Annotated in this window: 12 protein-coding genes; 3 read left to right on the forward strand and 9 right to left on the reverse strand. The window is 57.5% G+C overall.

Going from position 1 to position 14,559, the window contains the following annotated elements:
* Window positions 1-28: 28 nt before the first annotated feature.
* From CFT68_RS08570 to mraZ, 8 genes are all read right to left on the reverse strand, one after another.
* On the reverse strand, window positions 29-1,207 hold the full coding sequence (locus CFT68_RS08570) for an FtsW/RodA/SpoVE family cell cycle protein (RefSeq protein ID WP_088842986.1): 1,179 nt from the start codon (window positions 1,205-1,207) through the stop codon (window positions 29-31).
* A gap of 76 nt (window positions 1,208-1,283) precedes the next feature.
* Window positions 1,284-2,645, reverse strand: a complete 1,362-nt coding sequence (gene murD, locus CFT68_RS08575) for a UDP-N-acetylmuramoyl-L-alanine--D-glutamate ligase (protein ID WP_088842987.1) — start codon at window positions 2,643-2,645, stop codon at window positions 1,284-1,286.
* Window positions 2,646-2,711: 66 nt separating this feature from the next.
* Window positions 2,712-3,932: a phospho-N-acetylmuramoyl-pentapeptide-transferase gene (mraY, locus tag CFT68_RS08580; RefSeq protein WP_088842988.1), complete on the reverse strand. Its 1,221-nt coding sequence runs from the start codon at window positions 3,930-3,932 to the stop codon at window positions 2,712-2,714.
* Between the two features lie 161 nt (window positions 3,933-4,093).
* Window positions 4,094-5,572 (reverse strand): UDP-N-acetylmuramoyl-L-alanyl-D-glutamate--2,6-diaminopimelate ligase, encoded by a 1,479-nt coding sequence (locus CFT68_RS08585; protein WP_394340107.1) that lies wholly within the window; start codon window positions 5,570-5,572, stop codon window positions 4,094-4,096.
* Window positions 5,573-5,623: 51 nt separating this feature from the next.
* Complete coding sequence (locus tag CFT68_RS08590) at window positions 5,624-7,954, reverse strand: penicillin-binding protein (protein WP_088842989.1); 2,331 nt, start codon at window positions 7,952-7,954, stop codon at window positions 5,624-5,626.
* On the reverse strand, window positions 7,938-8,672 hold the full coding sequence (locus CFT68_RS21950) for an FtsL-like putative cell division protein (protein WP_212590379.1): 735 nt from the start codon (window positions 8,670-8,672) through the stop codon (window positions 7,938-7,940). Before CFT68_RS21950 ends, CFT68_RS08590 begins: the two co-directional genes overlap by 17 nt.
* Window positions 8,673-8,729: 57 nt before the next feature.
* Window positions 8,730-9,662: a 16S rRNA (cytosine(1402)-N(4))-methyltransferase RsmH gene (gene rsmH / locus CFT68_RS08600; protein ID WP_088842990.1), complete on the reverse strand. Its 933-nt coding sequence runs from the start codon at window positions 9,660-9,662 to the stop codon at window positions 8,730-8,732.
* Complete coding sequence (gene mraZ, locus CFT68_RS08605; RefSeq protein WP_088842991.1) at window positions 9,659-10,132, reverse strand: division/cell wall cluster transcriptional repressor MraZ; 474 nt, start codon at window positions 10,130-10,132, stop codon at window positions 9,659-9,661. The genes rsmH and mraZ overlap by 4 nt, the downstream gene beginning before the upstream one ends.
* A 349-nt stretch (window positions 10,133-10,481) precedes the next feature.
* On the opposite strand from mraZ, the gene CFT68_RS08610 reads away from it, so the two are divergent.
* The 3 genes from CFT68_RS08610 (at window position 10,482) to CFT68_RS08620 (ending at window position 13,789) form a co-directional block, all read left to right on the forward strand.
* Window positions 10,482-10,931 (forward strand): hypothetical protein, encoded by a 450-nt coding sequence (locus CFT68_RS08610; RefSeq protein ID WP_088842992.1) that lies wholly within the window; start codon window positions 10,482-10,484, stop codon window positions 10,929-10,931.
* 85 nt (window positions 10,932-11,016) lie between these two features.
* Complete coding sequence (locus CFT68_RS08615) at window positions 11,017-13,308, forward strand: TonB-dependent receptor (RefSeq protein ID WP_088842993.1); 2,292 nt, start codon at window positions 11,017-11,019, stop codon at window positions 13,306-13,308.
* Between the two features lie 100 nt (window positions 13,309-13,408).
* Complete coding sequence (locus CFT68_RS08620; RefSeq protein WP_088842994.1) at window positions 13,409-13,789, forward strand: heavy-metal-associated domain-containing protein; 381 nt, start codon at window positions 13,409-13,411, stop codon at window positions 13,787-13,789.
* An 82-nt stretch (window positions 13,790-13,871) separates the two neighbouring features.
* Here CFT68_RS08620 and CFT68_RS08625 read toward each other — a convergent pair whose 3' ends face one another.
* Window positions 13,872-14,441 carry a hypothetical protein gene (locus tag CFT68_RS08625; RefSeq protein ID WP_141106497.1) on the reverse strand — a complete coding sequence of 190 codons (570 nt, stop codon included), beginning with the start codon at window positions 14,439-14,441 and terminating at the stop codon, window positions 13,872-13,874.
* Window positions 14,442-14,559 lie beyond the last annotated feature (118 nt).

The following is a 14,559-nucleotide window of genomic DNA, read 5'->3' on the forward strand; positions in this document are numbered from 1 at the left end:
GCGAGTAGGCCTCAGAAAGCAGTTGAGATCAAGCGTAAGACGAGACGCGCGGGATGCGGGCTGTGTCTTCGGGTTCTCCCACCATTGGCCGGATTTCCCGCTCGCCTCGGCTTACGGCCAGAATAATTCCGATGCTGATACCGGTGAAGATCAGTGAGGTGCCGCCCATGCTGAGCAGCGGAAGCGGTAGTCCAGTAATCGGGCCCAGGCCTACAGCCACACCCATATTCACCATGGCCTGCAAGACCAGACTAAAGCTCAACCCGGCCGAAAGAAGGCCCCCAAAGGCCCCATAACTGTTCATTACCGTTTTCAGCCCTCGATAGAGAAAGGCCAGGTACAGGAAAACGACAATGGCACCGCCAAACAGGCCATACTCTTCGATGATGATGGCGAAGATAAAGTCGGAGTACGGGTGGGGCATGATGTTGCGCTCGGTGCTTTTGCCTGGGCCTTTGCCAAAGATGCCGCCCGTAGCTTCCGCTATGTAAGCGTGCTCCAACTGGAACGGCACGGGCTTGCTCTTATCGGTGAAGCTCTCTAGGCGCGAAAGCACCGTTTTATACCGTTCACCCGCCGTCAGGCCTACGCCGCCTACCAGAATACCGATGGCCACCATTACGGCCATCTGCTTCAGGGGCACGCGACCAATGAACATAAGCAGCAAGCAGGTAGCGAACAGCAGCAGCGCGGTAGAGGCATTCGAGAGAATAATAAGGCCGCAGATAATCCCGACCCACAGCATAACGGGCAGCAAGGTGGTTTTGAAATCCTGCACGTGCTGCTGACGCCGGCTGAGCATGGAGGCCAAGTGTGAAATCAGGGCCAGCTTAGCTAAGTCGGAAGGCTGAAACGTCTGATTGATAACCGGAATGGTGAGCCAACGTGAAGCGCCGTTTACCTCGCCCCCAAACATATAGGTAAACAGCAACAGCGGCACCGACAGCAGCAGCGCGTACAGCGAAAGGCGTGAGTAGTAGCGGTAATCGATGCGATGCGCCAGCCACATGAAACCTAGGCCTACGGCAATCAGGCCGGTATGCTTCAGCAGGTAATACTCCGTGTTGCCCCCTTGCTGCTTGTAGGCCAGGGTGCCCGTGGACGAGTATACTACCGCGATGCTGATGAATGAAAATAGCAGTACAATCCCCCACAGAATAGGGTCGCCCTTCAGGTTTTGCCGCAGCCAATTGGTAATCGGGTCCATATCGTAGCGCTAAGTGAGAAAGGTGAGTACTGAGACTATTAGCTATGTTGAAGAGAATCCTAGGCCACTACTCGGCTTAGCCTTCCATCAGTTTCTCGACTTCCGCAATGAATTGCTCGCCGCGGTCTTCGTAATTTCTAAACAGATCGAAGCTGGCGCAGGCTGGTGAGAGTAGCACCACGTCGCCTTCAGTTGCCAGCTCAGCGGCACGGCTCACGGCATCGGCCATGCTCCGGGTTTCTTCCAGGTGCGGCACTTCGGGTCCGAAAGAAGCTTTAAGCTTCTCATTATCTACACCCAGGCAGATAAGTGCTTTCACCCGTGCCTTTACCAACGGAATGAGCGTGCTATAATCGTTGCCTTTGTCGGTGCCACCCGCAATCCAGATGATAGGCTGCCGGATGCCATCCAGCGCGTACCAGGCCGCCTCCACGTTGGTGGCTTTGCTGTCGTTGATGAAACGAGCACCCTTGATTTCTCCTACGGGCTGCAGCCGGTGCTCGGCGTTTCTGAAGGAGGCCAGCGCCTGCTCGATTTGCTCCTTCTCTATACCGGCAATCCGGGCGCACAGCACAGCAGCCAGAATGTTCTGGCGGTTGTGCTGGCCAATCAGTGGCGAGCCGCTAGTATCAATCGTTTCTGTGTTGCTGTAGTAGCCCGGAAGCATATCCACGCACACTTCATCTTCCTCAGAATAGTGCGCGGCCAGCTGATAATCGGGGCGGGCATGCAGGCTGAAAGGCATCTGATTTACAGTCCTGAAAGCAGCCTGGAAATACCGCTGAATATTCTCGTCGTCGGCATTGTACACGAAGTAGCCTTCGCTGTCCTGGTTGCGCATAATACGCAGCTTAGCCTGAGCGTATTTCTCCAGCGAGTAGTCGTACCGATCCAGATGATCGGGCGTAATGTTCAGCAAAACCGAAATCCAGGGGCGAAAATCATAGGTATCGTCCAGCTGGAAGCTGCTTAGCTCCACTACATAATACTCGTGCTCATCTTGAATCACCTGCTCCGCAAGGCTGTAGCCCACGTTGCCCGCTAGGCCTACTTTCAGGCCTGCCTCCTTCAGCAGATGGTAGGTGAGCAGCGTTGTGGTCGTTTTGCCGTTGGTACCCGTGATGCAGATGCACTTGGCTTGCGTGTAGCGGCCAGCCAGTTCAATTTCGGAGATAACAGGGATCTTCCGCTCACGCAGGGCCCGGATTACCTCCGCTTTTTCAGGAATACCTGGGCTTTTCACCACTTCATCCGCTAGCAGCACCTCCTCCACCGTGTGCTGATTTTCCTCGAAACGAATTCCAGCCTGCGCCAACTTCTCCTTATAGGTTGGCTGAATTGGTCCTCGATCTGATACGAACACAGTGTGCCCTTTGGCTTGGGCCAGCAATGCAGCCCCTACCCCACTTTCGGCAGCTCCTAATACAACGATGTGCATATTCGTTCGGGTTGTTGCAGTCTGAGGTTATACACTGGAATGCGCTAACCTCGGACAGATGTTTCGTTAGCGAAGTTTCAGGGTCACGAGCGTAATCACGGCCAGCATGATGCTCACAATCCAAAAACGCGACACAATCTTAGATTCGTGGTAGCCCAGCTTTTGGTAGTGATGGTGAAGCGGCGACATGCGCAGCAACCGGCGGCCTTCGCCAAACTTGCGCTTGGTGTATTTGAAGTAGCTCACCTGCACCATCACCGAAAGACTCTCAATCAGGAACACGCCGCACAGCACCGGAATCAGGAGTTCTTTGCGCACAATCAGGGCCAGCACAGCGATGATACCGCCAATGGCCAGTGAGCCGGTGTCGCCCATAAATACCTGGGCCGGATACGAGTTGTACCACAAGAAGCCCACGCAGGCTCCCACAAAGGCCGCGCAGAAGATTACCAGCTCGCCCGAGTTTGGGATGAACATGATGTCCAGATAGTCAGCCAGAAGCGCGTTACCGCTCACGAAGCAGAAAATAGCCAGCGTGATACCGATAATAGCCGAGGTGCCGGCCGCTAGGCCATCTAGGCCATCCGTGAGGTTGGCGCCGTTGCTTACAGCCGTGATGATCAGGATGACAATCGGGATGTAGAAGAAGGCGTAGTACTCATTGAAAAAGTCGCCGGCCGTAGCGAACAGGTCGCCATAGTTTAGCTCGTTGTTCTTCAGGAAGGGCACCGTGGTAATCATCAGCTTCACATCCTGATACACGCCGCTGGCATCAACGGCCGAAAAGGAGCCGTTCGACAGCGCGTACTGGCGCACGGTCACATCGTTGGAAAAAAACAACACCCAGCCCACCGTGATACCCAAGCCTACCTGGCCTAGCACTTTGAAGCGGCCGGCCAAGCCCTCTTTATCCTTCTTTACTACCTTGATGTAGTCATCAACAAACCCAATAATACCCAGCCACACCGTGCTTAGCAGCATTAGGATAATATAAATATTGTCGAGCTTGGCGAAAAGTAGCACCGGCACCAGGATGGCCAGCAGAATAATAAGGCCGCCCATGGTGGGGGTGCCTTTCTTTTCCAGCTGCCCCTGTAGGCCTAGGTCGCGCACGGTTTCGCCAATCTGCAGCCGCTGCAGCTTCAGGATCAGTGGCTTACCAAAGAACTGCGCAATAATCAGCGACGTAACTACGGCCAGCGCGGCCCGAAACGAGCTGTACTGAAACACACCCGTGCCCGGCAGGTGGTACACTTTATAGAGGTAATTAAAGAGGTAATACAGCATGGGCGCGGGAGTGAGCAGTTGGGGTCAGGAAGATTCCAGGCTGCAAAGGTTCGGGATTTTAGCTTGTGGTCAAACGTTGCGTTTTCACAGATTTTGGACTATTCAGCGGGTAACTGACTTTGCTTAGCTTTTATCTGGCTCTGCATGGCCTATTCTGCTTCTTATTTACCTAGCAAGTTGAACATTTCCTGCAGTACCTTCTTGTCGTCGAAATCAGCGCGTACTCCTTTGATTTCCTGGTAAGCTTCGTGGCCTTTGCCGGCTACCAGCACAATGTCGCCGGGCTGGGCCAGCGCTACCGCCGTTTTAATGGCTTCCCGCCGATCTGGGATGGTAAGCACCTTGCCGAGCTCCGCAGCAGGCACCCCGGCCTGCATTTGCTGCAGAATCTCATTCGGATCTTCGAAACGCGGGTTATCGGACGTTAGCACGGCGCGGTTGGAGAGCTCCGCGGCCAACCTAGCCATGATGGGCCGCTTGGCCCCGTCGCGGTTGCCACCGCAGCCTACCACCGTAATTACATGCTGACTGGGCTGGCGGATTTCGGCAATGGTCTGCAGCACGTTTTCCAGGGCATCGGGCGTGTGTGCATAATCAATAATGCCCGTGATGCGCGTTTTCTCGGCCAGAATCGGCTCGAAGCGGCCCGGAGCCGAAGTCAGGCCCGACAGCACCGTCAGTACTTCCATGGGCTCCTCCCCCAGCAAAACGGCCGCCCCGTAAATAGCCAGCAGGTTGTAGGCATTGAATACACCAATAAGGCGGAACTGCGCCTCGCGGCCGTCTACCTGCAGGTGTAGGCCATGCACGGCGTTTTCAATCAGCTTACCCCGGAATGTAGCCGGTCCGCGCATAGAATAGGATTCCCGGCGGCCCGCTACGTTTTGCAGCATAACGGGGCCTCGCTTGTCATCAGCATTAGTGAGGGCGAAGGCCGACTTCGGAAGCATATCGAAGAAGCCCTTTTTGGCTTTCAGATACGCATCGAAAGTGCCGTGGTAGTCGAGGTGGTCGTGGCTGAGGTTGGTGAAGACGCCGCCCGCGAAGTGTAGGCCAGTCACGCGGTGCTGCACCACGGCGTGGGAGCTGACTTCCATAAATACGTGCGTGCAGCTGGCCTGCACCATGCGCGCCAGCAGCTCGTTCAGCCGAATGGCATCGGGCGTGGTGTGGGTGGCCGGAATCACCTGCTCGTCAATCTGATTCTGCACCGTGCTCAGTAGGCCACAATGATAGCCCAGCTCCCGGAACAGCTTGTGCAGCATGGTGGCACAGGTAGTCTTACCATTCGTGCCCGTGATGCCTACCAGCTGCAGCTTGCGGGACGGATGCCCATAGAATTCCGCGGCCATGTAGGCCATGGCTTCCGCGCTATCCGTCACCTGCACGTAGGCCACTTCCGGCTTCAACTCGGCGGGTAGCTCTTCGCAGATAACTACCGCGGTGCCTAAGTCTACTGCTTTCGGGATGAACTGATGCCCATCATTAGCGGTGCCGCGCAACGCGAAGAACACCACGCCCGGACCGGCCTGGCGCGAATCCAGCGTGAGGCCCGACACGGTTACATCGGTGGGGCCGTGTTGTGCCGCTACACGAACGGCGGTGAGCAGAGAAGAAAGGGAAGCAGACTGATTCGACACGTATTTCTGAGTTGGGCGCCACAAGCGCCGATGCGAAAAGGTGGCCTAGGCTTAGGCGCGCGGCTTAACCTTGGGTTTCACGGCTGCCGCCGGTTTCCCGGTAGCAGCCGTTTTGGGCTTAGCGGCCGGTGCTACGGGCTTAGGTACCACCGTCGGCTCTCCGTAAGCACTGATGGCTTCGGCCTGCACGCGGCGGCCTTCTGCCAGCGTAGCCATGCCTGTGGGCGCCAGAGCCGGAACCGGCACAATAGGCAGCCCACCAATGGGTTCCATCTGCAGTATTACCATCGTACCACGCCTTACAGCACTGCCAGCCGCCACCGATTGAGTTTTGACCCGGCCGGTACCCAGCGTACGCACCCGTAGGCCACGGTTTTCGAGCAGGAACAGCGCGTCCCGCAGCGTCATACCAGCTACGTTCGGTACACGACCGGGGCGCACGGCCATGGGGCGCAGGCTTAATTTCTGAGAGTTGGAATCGGAAGAAGTGCGCACCCAATCGTCGGCGCTCGTGGCGCCTTCGTGGCCTACACCCAGCTGGCCGAATACCATAGCCAGTTCCTCCTGCATCCCTACCTGCACAAACGGCACGCGCGACTTCGAGGAAGGAGCGCGGGCCAATAGCGGCCGTAGGCTGGCTGCATCGCGGGCCATGGCTTTATCGGCCACCTCGCGGAAAACCGGCGCAGCTACTTCTGCGCCCGACCAACCACGGCGCTTAGGCGAATCGACTACCACAATGCAGCTGTACTTGGGGTCCTCGGCAGGGAAATAGCCGCAGAAGCTGGTGGAATACATGCGCGTGTAGGCGCCATTCTTGAACTTCCAGGCAGTGCCGGTTTTGCCGGCAATACCGTAGTCGTTGCTGCGGATGCCGCGGGCAGTGCCTTCGCTCACCACGCCTTCCATCATGGCCTTTACCTTCTCCAGCGTTTCATCGGAGCAGATTTTGGGGTTCAGCACCACGGGCTCATACCGCTCCAGCACCTTATCGGCCTGCTTTACCTCCTTCACAATCATGGGCTGCACCTTCACCCCGCCGTTGGCCACGGCATTATAGAAGGCCAAAGTTTGCAAGGGCGCCAGCTTCAGCTCGTAGCCGATGCACATAGTAGTGAGCGAGGTGCGGCTCCAGCTCCGGTCATGCGGGTCTTTCACATATGGCCGAGCTTCGCCAGCCATCTGGAAGCCCAGCGGCTTGTCCAGACCGAAGCGCTTGAGGTAATCGGTGTACTTATCGGGGTTCTTGCTGAACTGCCGGTCCACGAGCACGGCCACGCCAATGTTCGAGGACTTTTCAAACACCTGCTTGATGGTAATCCAGCCGTTGGCGTGCGTATCGGTTTTTACGGCCCCCCCAATGCGCATAGCGCCGGTGTTGCCCGTATTCACGGAGTCCTCCAGCGTCAAATCGGGGTTTTCCTCCAGCACCGCCATCAGCGAGGCGAGCTTGAAGGTGGAGCCTGGCTCGGTGCGGCCCTGGTCGGCAATGGCGTAGTTGTAGTCCTCACGGTACACACCGTCCGCCGACTTGCCCAAGTTGGCTACGGCTTTAAGCTCGCCGGTTTTTACCTCCATCAGAATCACAGTACCGTACTGCGCGTCGTTATCTACGAGGGCTTTGTAGAGCGCATTCTCGGCCACATCCTGGAGATTGATATCCAGGGTGGTTTTTATGTCGTAGCCGGGTTGGGGCTTTACTTCGGTACCGTCGTAGATAGGCTTGTTGCCGCCAGGCAGGCGTTCAAACAGGGCTTCACCGTCTTTACCCGCGAGGTGGCGGTTGAAGGTAAACTCTAGGCCTGCTCCATTCTTGTCTTCGTTCACAAAGCCGATGGTGCGCTGCGCCAGGCCACCAAACGGCCGGAAGCGCTTATCCACTTTCTCGAAGATGACGCCACCCTTGTTCTTGCCTTCCCGGAAGATAGGCCACTGGGCCAGCTCCTTCTTTTCCTGGAAGTTGATTTGGCGCGAGTTCAGGCGGATATACCGCACATGCGACTTCGGATTTTTGGCGTTTTTGAGGCGGCGCAGGTATTCCAGCTTGCTCCGGTCGCCGAAGAACTTGGAGAGCAGCAACGCAAGCGAGTCAGCCTTTTCATTGAACACCGCCTGGTTTACCACCGAGGGGTCCCAGGCCACCCGGTAGAAGGGCAGCGAGGTAGCCATGATGCTACGCCCATCGGAAGCGAAAATATTGCCTCTGGTAGCAAAAACGGGCTGGTACACGATGCGCCGTTCCTGCTCCAGGGCTTTCCAGCGGGCTCCTTCCGTGAACTGGATGTGGGAAACCTTCCAAATGATAGCGCAGGAGAACAGGCAGACGCCTAGGAATGCCAGGCGAATGCGCGTAACGATACTTTTTTTAACGTTTCCTTTCATTGCGACGGGTTGCGGAACGATTGGAAGATGGCTCAGCTGTAGGCACCGGATTGCCGTTTACATCGAGCCCGATGGGCATGGGTGGCGCCGCCTCCGCCACCGAATCATCGGCGGGTAGAGTGAGAGCAGCAGCCTGACGCAGAGAATCGGCCTTGGCCCGGGCCGCCATAGCGGCTACGGAGTCGGCGGTAAGGAGGGGCACTTCGTCCAGCTTGGCCTCATCGAGGCGGCCGGCCGGCACCGAAATGCGGAACGGTGGCGAGGAGCTTTCTACCAGGCCATACGGCGCTACGCGGCGGGCTACTTCGCTCTGCTTGCTGGCCTCCATATAGTCCGATGACAGGGTAGTGTAGTCGGCGCGCAGGTCTTCGGTTTCCAGCTTCAGCTTCTGGATGCTGCGATTCATGCGCGTAGCGTAGTGCGTGTTACCGATGTACACCAGCGTCAGGAACATAATAAACAGCAGGTGCGGCAGGTAGCGTACCGGCAGTCCTTCCTGAAAGAATATATCAACCCGCGTAAGGCGTTCCAATAGCGTAAACACGCTCCAGGAGCTGCGCGGCCGGGCAGGCTGCGCCGTAGGCCTGGGCGCACGCGGAGCGGCCTTTGGGGCGGGCTCCGGCGGTTGCACTGGCTCGGGCACCACTGCCTCCACCGCTTGGCGGGGCACATTGGAGCGCGGCTGGCTGGCGACGGGTTTGAGCGTGTTGGTTGCCACTAAATTATTCTTTGAGTCAGGTCTAGAGAGCACGAAGCCTTTTGGGGAGGAAACGCTTTATTCCTTTTTCACGGCTATGCGCAGCTTGGCGCTTCGGGAGCGAGGGTTTAAGGCCACTTCTTCCGGTGATGCTTCCACGGGCTTGCGCGTGAGTACCTCGAAAGGCGTGTTGGTATGGCCAAACAGATTTTTCTCGGCCTCGCCGAAGAACTTGCCCTTGGCCATGAAATTCTTCACAAGCCGGTCCTCCAGCGAGTGGTAGCTCATCACTACCAAGCGGCCGCCGGGGCGCAATACCTGTGCCGTTTGCAGCAGCATTTCCTGCAGAGCGGCCATTTCATCGTTGGCTTCGATACGAAGGGCTTGGAAAACCTGGGCCAGATACTTGTTCTCCTTGCCGCGCGGCATGCAGCTGGCAATGGCTTTTTTTAGGGCCCCGATAGTGGTAATGCTCTGTCCACGGCGAGCGGCTACTACAGTAGCAGCCAGCGTGCGGGCGTTGGTCACCTCGCCATACATTCCGAAAATGCGGTGCAGCTCATCCTGCGAGTACTCTGCAATGATATCGGCGGCAGTAGGCCCGTCCTCGGCATTCATGCGCATATCCAGCGGCCCCTCGAAACGGGTGCTGAAGCCGCGCTCCGGCGTATCAAATTGGTGCGACGATACGCCTAAGTCGGCCAGCAGGCCATCTACGGGCAGTGCGCCGTGGCGCTTGAGTTCCGCGAACAAGTCACGGAAGTTGCTGCGGATAAAGGTGAACTGCGGGCGGGCCAGGGTGGAGGCCTCGCGCTCCGCGTCGGCGTCCTGATCGAAGCTGTAGAGGTGGCCGGTGGTCAGGTGCTCCAGAATGCGGGCCGAGTGGCCACCGCCGCCAAACGTCACGTCTACGTAGCAGCCGCCGGGCTGCAGATCGAGGGCCTCGAGGCACTCGCGCAGCATCACGGGGCGGTGGTAAGCGGTATCGTTCTCGTATTCGTTCAAGCTCATGCGGCCAGGGGGCCGACGGGGCCAGGTTCGGTGGTGAGAAATTTCTGCGCCAGCTTAGAAAAGCTTTGCTGGTCTTTGATAAGGTATTCTTCGTAGCGCTCGGGCTCCCAAATTTCACACCGGTTGCCTAGGCCCACGATAATGGCTTCCTTTTCGATGCCCGAATAACGCAGCATGGTGCGCGGTAGCATAAAGCGCCCGATATTATCCAGCTCTACCTCCGTCATGCCCCGGAAGAAGTTGCGCTGAAACTGCCGGTATTCTTCGTTGAACTCATCCAGCGCCATCACCTTCTCATGAATTACGCGCCAGGCGGCCCGGGGGTACAGCACGAGGCAGGGCTCGAAACCACGCACCAGCACGAGTTGGCTTCCGGATGCTTCCGGCAGGTTCGCCTTCACCTTGGCGGGCAGCACCAGCCGCCCTTTCGGGTCGAGCTTGCACTCATATTCGCCGGAGAGAAGATTCATAGCTGCGGGGTGGGCATGGAAACGGGATATAGCAAAAGTACATAATGCCTAAGAAAAGGCAACCACGATTTACCATTTTCTACCACCGTCTAAATATGCCCTTTTCAGCATATAGAAGCGGTTTTTGAGGCTGTGTGAAGAAGAAGGTGGTAGAAGGTGGTAAAACCACGCATCTGTTTTGACAGAATGGCAGTGCTCATCTTTCCCTATCTCTTCACCAATTTGAAGCAACGTATCTGTCCAAGCGGACTAGCGCCAATCCACCCCAAAGCGCCCTCCTAATTCCGCACCTTACAGGCCACATCCTGCACCCGCGTTCGTGCGGTTTCCTGCGTATCTTTGCAGTCGAATGAAACGCTCACTCACACATCGTCTCTTCAGTGCCTGGCTGGCCCTGCTGGTGCTTACCGCATCGGTGGGCCTGACGGTGCAGCAGCATACGTGCCGAGTGAGTGGCCTACAGACGGCATCGGTCATTTTCGCGCCGGCGCATCATGGCTGCCCGCCCCCAACGGCTGAACATACCGACGCGCATGCCACTGGCAAGGCCCTGGTAAAGGCAAGTTGCTGTGAGTTTGGCGCCCATTTCCACAAGCTCGATGCTCCTTCGCCGGAACTGACGTGGGTTAAAACCCTTGTTCCCGCCTTCTCACCGGCCTGGCTTCCAGCGCAGGAGTGGCCTAGCGCACCAGCCGCACCACTGCTGCAGGGCGCGGCGCGCTGGCACGCCGGAGACGCCTCGCCCCCACTCCGAGCGGGGCGCAAGCTGCTCACATTTGTCTGTACGTTAGTCGTCTAGGCCTCTTTTCCGAAGACCGCTTTCAGCGGTCTGGAGCTATTGCGCTCCTCTTGTATCTGGAAAGAACGCCTAAAGATTAAACGATATGCTTCCCTTCTCTGGGTTCCGACAACTGGCGGCTGCGAGCTTTCTGCTCTATGCGGCCACGGCTTCGGCCCAAACCACCGACCCATCTGTGGCGCCTGTGCGCGGACAGGTGCTTGATGCCGCTTCCAATTCGCCCATTCCCGGAGCCGTAGTGCGCTGGCTGGGTACTACCACTGAGGCCGTTACCACCGACGAGCAGGGCTCATTTTCGCTGGTACGCCCCGCCAAGCCCGCTACCAAACTCATTGTAAGCTTTCTGGGGTACCAGGCCGATACCGTGCAGGTAAGTGGTGGCTATTTACGCCTGCCGCTGCGGCGCGGTTCTGAGCTTGGCGAGGTGAAAGTAGAGGAGCGCGCCCCCTCCTACTCAGGCCTCACGCCTACCAACACCCAGGTCATTACCAGCCGCGACCTGACCAAATCGGCGTGCTGCAACCTGGCCGAGAGCTTCGAGACGAATGCATCCGTAGAAGTTTCGACTACGGATGCCGTGTCAGGGGCCAAGCAGATTCAGCTGCTCGGCCTCGATGGGGCTTATTCTCTGCTCACGATTGATAACCTACCGGCCCTGCGCGGCCTGGCTACGCCCTACCGCCTGGGCTACCTGGCGGGCCCCTGGATCGAGAGCATCGATATTATCAAGGGCATGGGCTCGGTGGTGAACGGTTACGAAAGCATTTCGGGGCAGGTGAATATCCGCCTGAAGGAGCCCGACACGGCTGAGCGTCTGCTGTTCAATGCCTACGGCAACGACCTCGGCAAATTTGACCTCAACCTGAATCTGGCTACGCCGATCAGCAAGAAGGTCAGCACCGCCTTGCTGCTGCACACCGACCACCTGGGCCGCCGCGCAGACCGTAACAAAGACGGTTTCCTGGACTTACCGCTGGCCACGCAGTATAATGTCTTCAACAAGTGGAAGTATAAGTCGGGGACTGGCCTAGTGACGGAAATAGGCTTGGGCGCCTTGCGCGAAACCCGCCAAGGCGGGCAAGTGGCCTACCGCGAGGATAGCCCCGGCGGCTACTACGGCACTACCCAAACCACCGACCGCTACAACGGCTACGCCAAAACCAGCTACACCTGGCCCAGCCGCCCCTATCAGAGCCTAGGCCTGTTGCTGACGGGTACCAGCCACGATTTCAACTCGCGCTATGGCCTCCGCACCTACGATGGCACCCAGAAGACTGGCCTAGCGACGCTGCTGTTCCAGAGCGTCATCGGGACTACGGCCCATACTTACCGCACTGGCCTCAGCTTCCTGCACGATGACTACCGGGAGGTGTACAAAACCGGTTTCAGCTACCCTACCGAAACGTCGGAGCAGCGCTACGCCCGGGAGCACCGCAACCGTCTGGAGCGGGTGCCAGGCGCTTTCGCGGAGTACACGTACCAGAATGCGCGTAACCTGACTGTGGTGACTGGCCTACGCCTCGACCGACACAACTTATATGGCTGGTTCCTGACCCCACGCCTCAACGTGAAGTACGATGCCACCAAGAACACGGTGCTGCGCTTGGCCGCCGGACGTGGCTACCGGACGGCCAACCCCATTGCCGAGAACAGCGGCATGCTGGTTAGCTCCCGCGAGTTTGTGATTGCGCCTAATCTACAGCCCGAAAAGGCATGGAACATGGGCGGCAGCTTCACGCAGTACTTTAATGCGTTCGGGCATCCAGCCACGTTCATCACCGACTACTACCACACCGAATTCCAGAACCAGGTAGTGGCCGATCCTTATAGCCTGGCAGACCGCCTAACCATCACCAATCTGGAGCCTGGTGGCCGCTCTTTCTCGCGCAGCTTCCAGACGGAAGTACAAGTAGAGCCCGTGAAAGGACTGCAGGCCAAAGCGGCCTATAAGTATCTGGATGTCCGGACCACGTATAATGGCGAGTTGCTACCGAAGATGCTCACGCCCAAGCATCGGCTGTTCCTGAATGTGGCCTACGCTACGGCATTCGACAAATGGCGGGCCGATTTCACGGTGCAGGGCTTCGGCAAGCGCCCCATGGCCTACGGCCCCGGAACCGATCATCTGCAGCAGCACAGCTCCACCGATAACACGCTGCCCGAGGCGCCCCGCTATGCCCTGCTCAATACGCAGCTAACCAGAGCCTTCAAGCGCTGGGATGTGTACGCCGGGGTCGAGAACCTGACCAACTACCGCCAACCCAACCCCATTGCAGGAGCATCTGCCCCCTTCGGGCCCGATTTTGACGCCGCTATGGTCTGGGGTCCTACCTACGGTCGTCTCACATATCTCGGGCTGCGCTTCAAGCTGGAATAGTGTACGCGCAGCCTATAAATGGCACACTTTTCGTCTGTTGAACTGGCTCTAGGCCTGTATTGTTGTTTTTCAAGGCATTAGCCTCTTTACTTCTCTTTTTATGAAACTCCTTTCATCTTTCGTCGCAGCTCTGCTGCTATTGGTTTCTTCCCAAACCGCCTTCGCGCAGCAGACCAAAGCCAAGGGCGCTGGTATGGAGCAGGTGCAGTTCAAAACTTCTGCCGTCTGCGACATGTGCAAAGCTCGTCTGGAAAAAAGCCTGGCCTACGAGAAGGGTGTACAGGCGGCCCATCTGGATGTTCCCAGCAAGGTCCTGACGGTTACGTACCGGCCCGAGAAAACCACGCCGGATGCCCTTCGCACCGCGGTGCAGCGCACTGGCTACGATGCTGATAACGTAACGGCTGATGCCCGCGCCTATGACCGCCTGCCCGAATGCTGCAAAAAAACCAACAACGTGCATTCTGATGGTGGCCACTAACCGTTGATTTATTGGGCATTACTAAAAAAAAGCCCGACGTCAGGACTGCTGACGACGGGCTTTTTTGGTTGCTAAAATCTGCCTAGGCGTGAGCTTTAGGAGTCTGCTGGATTTCAAATGAAAGCACCACGCTAAAGGTGAGCGGCCGCGTAAGCCGCCGCCGGTTGGTGCCCGATACTTCGACAGTAAAGTTATCGGCCCGTAGGAATTCTAACAGGTTCAGTTGTCCCTGCAGCTCCATGTCTACGTGCGTAGGATGCACATTGCGGGGCGAAAAAGAAGCAATTGGCACTTTACGGCTGTTGGCCATCAGGAAGCAGCTCCCACTTTCCAGCGCACCCAGCGTGGGCGTACCTCGCCCAATAGCATGGTCGGGATCGGGGTTCCAGGTTAACTGCGCTTCGCGAAGCCGAACAGCCATAACATTGGATGCCGTGATGGCGGCCAGGCAAGGCAGGGAACTGGACAAAGTAGCCTCGCACAGAAAAATAAGATCCATGCCGGGGTCAATACGCAGGTTGATGGCGCGCGTGCTTACGCCAAATGCCGAGCGCAATGACCGACGCAGCCCTTCATTGTGGGCAATGGTCAGATCGACGCCCAATACCACCGGTGGCAAGGGATGTTGGGTAGGTGCATAAGTTCGGTTCATGGCCCAGAGGTTTGCAGATAGGAGCGGTCATGAGAAATAGCAGGGATAGGAACGGAGGAAACAGAGGTACAAATGGTCTACGTGAAAAAGTTGCGAACAGACTTACTTATAAGCTAGC

Origin of the sequence: Hymenobacter gelipurpurascens (genome assembly GCF_900187375.1) — a bacterium.
Taxonomy (GTDB): Bacteria; Bacteroidota; Bacteroidia; order Cytophagales; family Hymenobacteraceae; genus Hymenobacter; species Hymenobacter gelipurpurascens.

What these genes read in the sequence shown, in the direction of transcription:
- CFT68_RS08570 (WP_088842986.1), bottom strand. Translation starts at nt 1,207, where the DNA reads ATGGACCCGATTACCAATTGGCTGCGGCAAAACCTGAAGGGCGACCCT.
- murD (WP_088842987.1), bottom strand. Translation starts at nt 2,645, where the DNA reads ATGCACATCGTTGTATTAGGAGCTGCCGAAAGTGGGGTAGGGGCTGCA.
- mraY (WP_088842988.1), bottom strand. Translation starts at nt 3,932, where the DNA reads ATGCTGTATTACCTCTTTAATTACCTCTATAAAGTGTACCACCTGCCG.
- CFT68_RS08590 (WP_088842989.1), bottom strand. Translation starts at nt 7,954, where the DNA reads ATGAAAGGAAACGTTAAAAAAAGTATCGTTACGCGCATTCGCCTGGCA.
- rsmH (WP_088842990.1), bottom strand. Translation starts at nt 9,662, where the DNA reads ATGAGCTTGAACGAATACGAGAACGATACCGCTTACCACCGCCCCGTG.
- mraZ (WP_088842991.1), bottom strand. Translation starts at nt 10,132, where the DNA reads ATGAATCTTCTCTCCGGCGAATATGAGTGCAAGCTCGACCCGAAAGGG.
- CFT68_RS08610 (WP_088842992.1), top strand. Translation starts at nt 10,482, where the DNA reads ATGAAACGCTCACTCACACATCGTCTCTTCAGTGCCTGGCTGGCCCTG.
- CFT68_RS08615 (WP_088842993.1), top strand. Translation starts at nt 11,017, where the DNA reads ATGCTTCCCTTCTCTGGGTTCCGACAACTGGCGGCTGCGAGCTTTCTG.
- CFT68_RS08620 (WP_088842994.1), top strand. Translation starts at nt 13,409, where the DNA reads ATGAAACTCCTTTCATCTTTCGTCGCAGCTCTGCTGCTATTGGTTTCT.
- CFT68_RS08625 (WP_141106497.1), bottom strand. Translation starts at nt 14,441, where the DNA reads ATGAACCGAACTTATGCACCTACCCAACATCCCTTGCCACCGGTGGTA.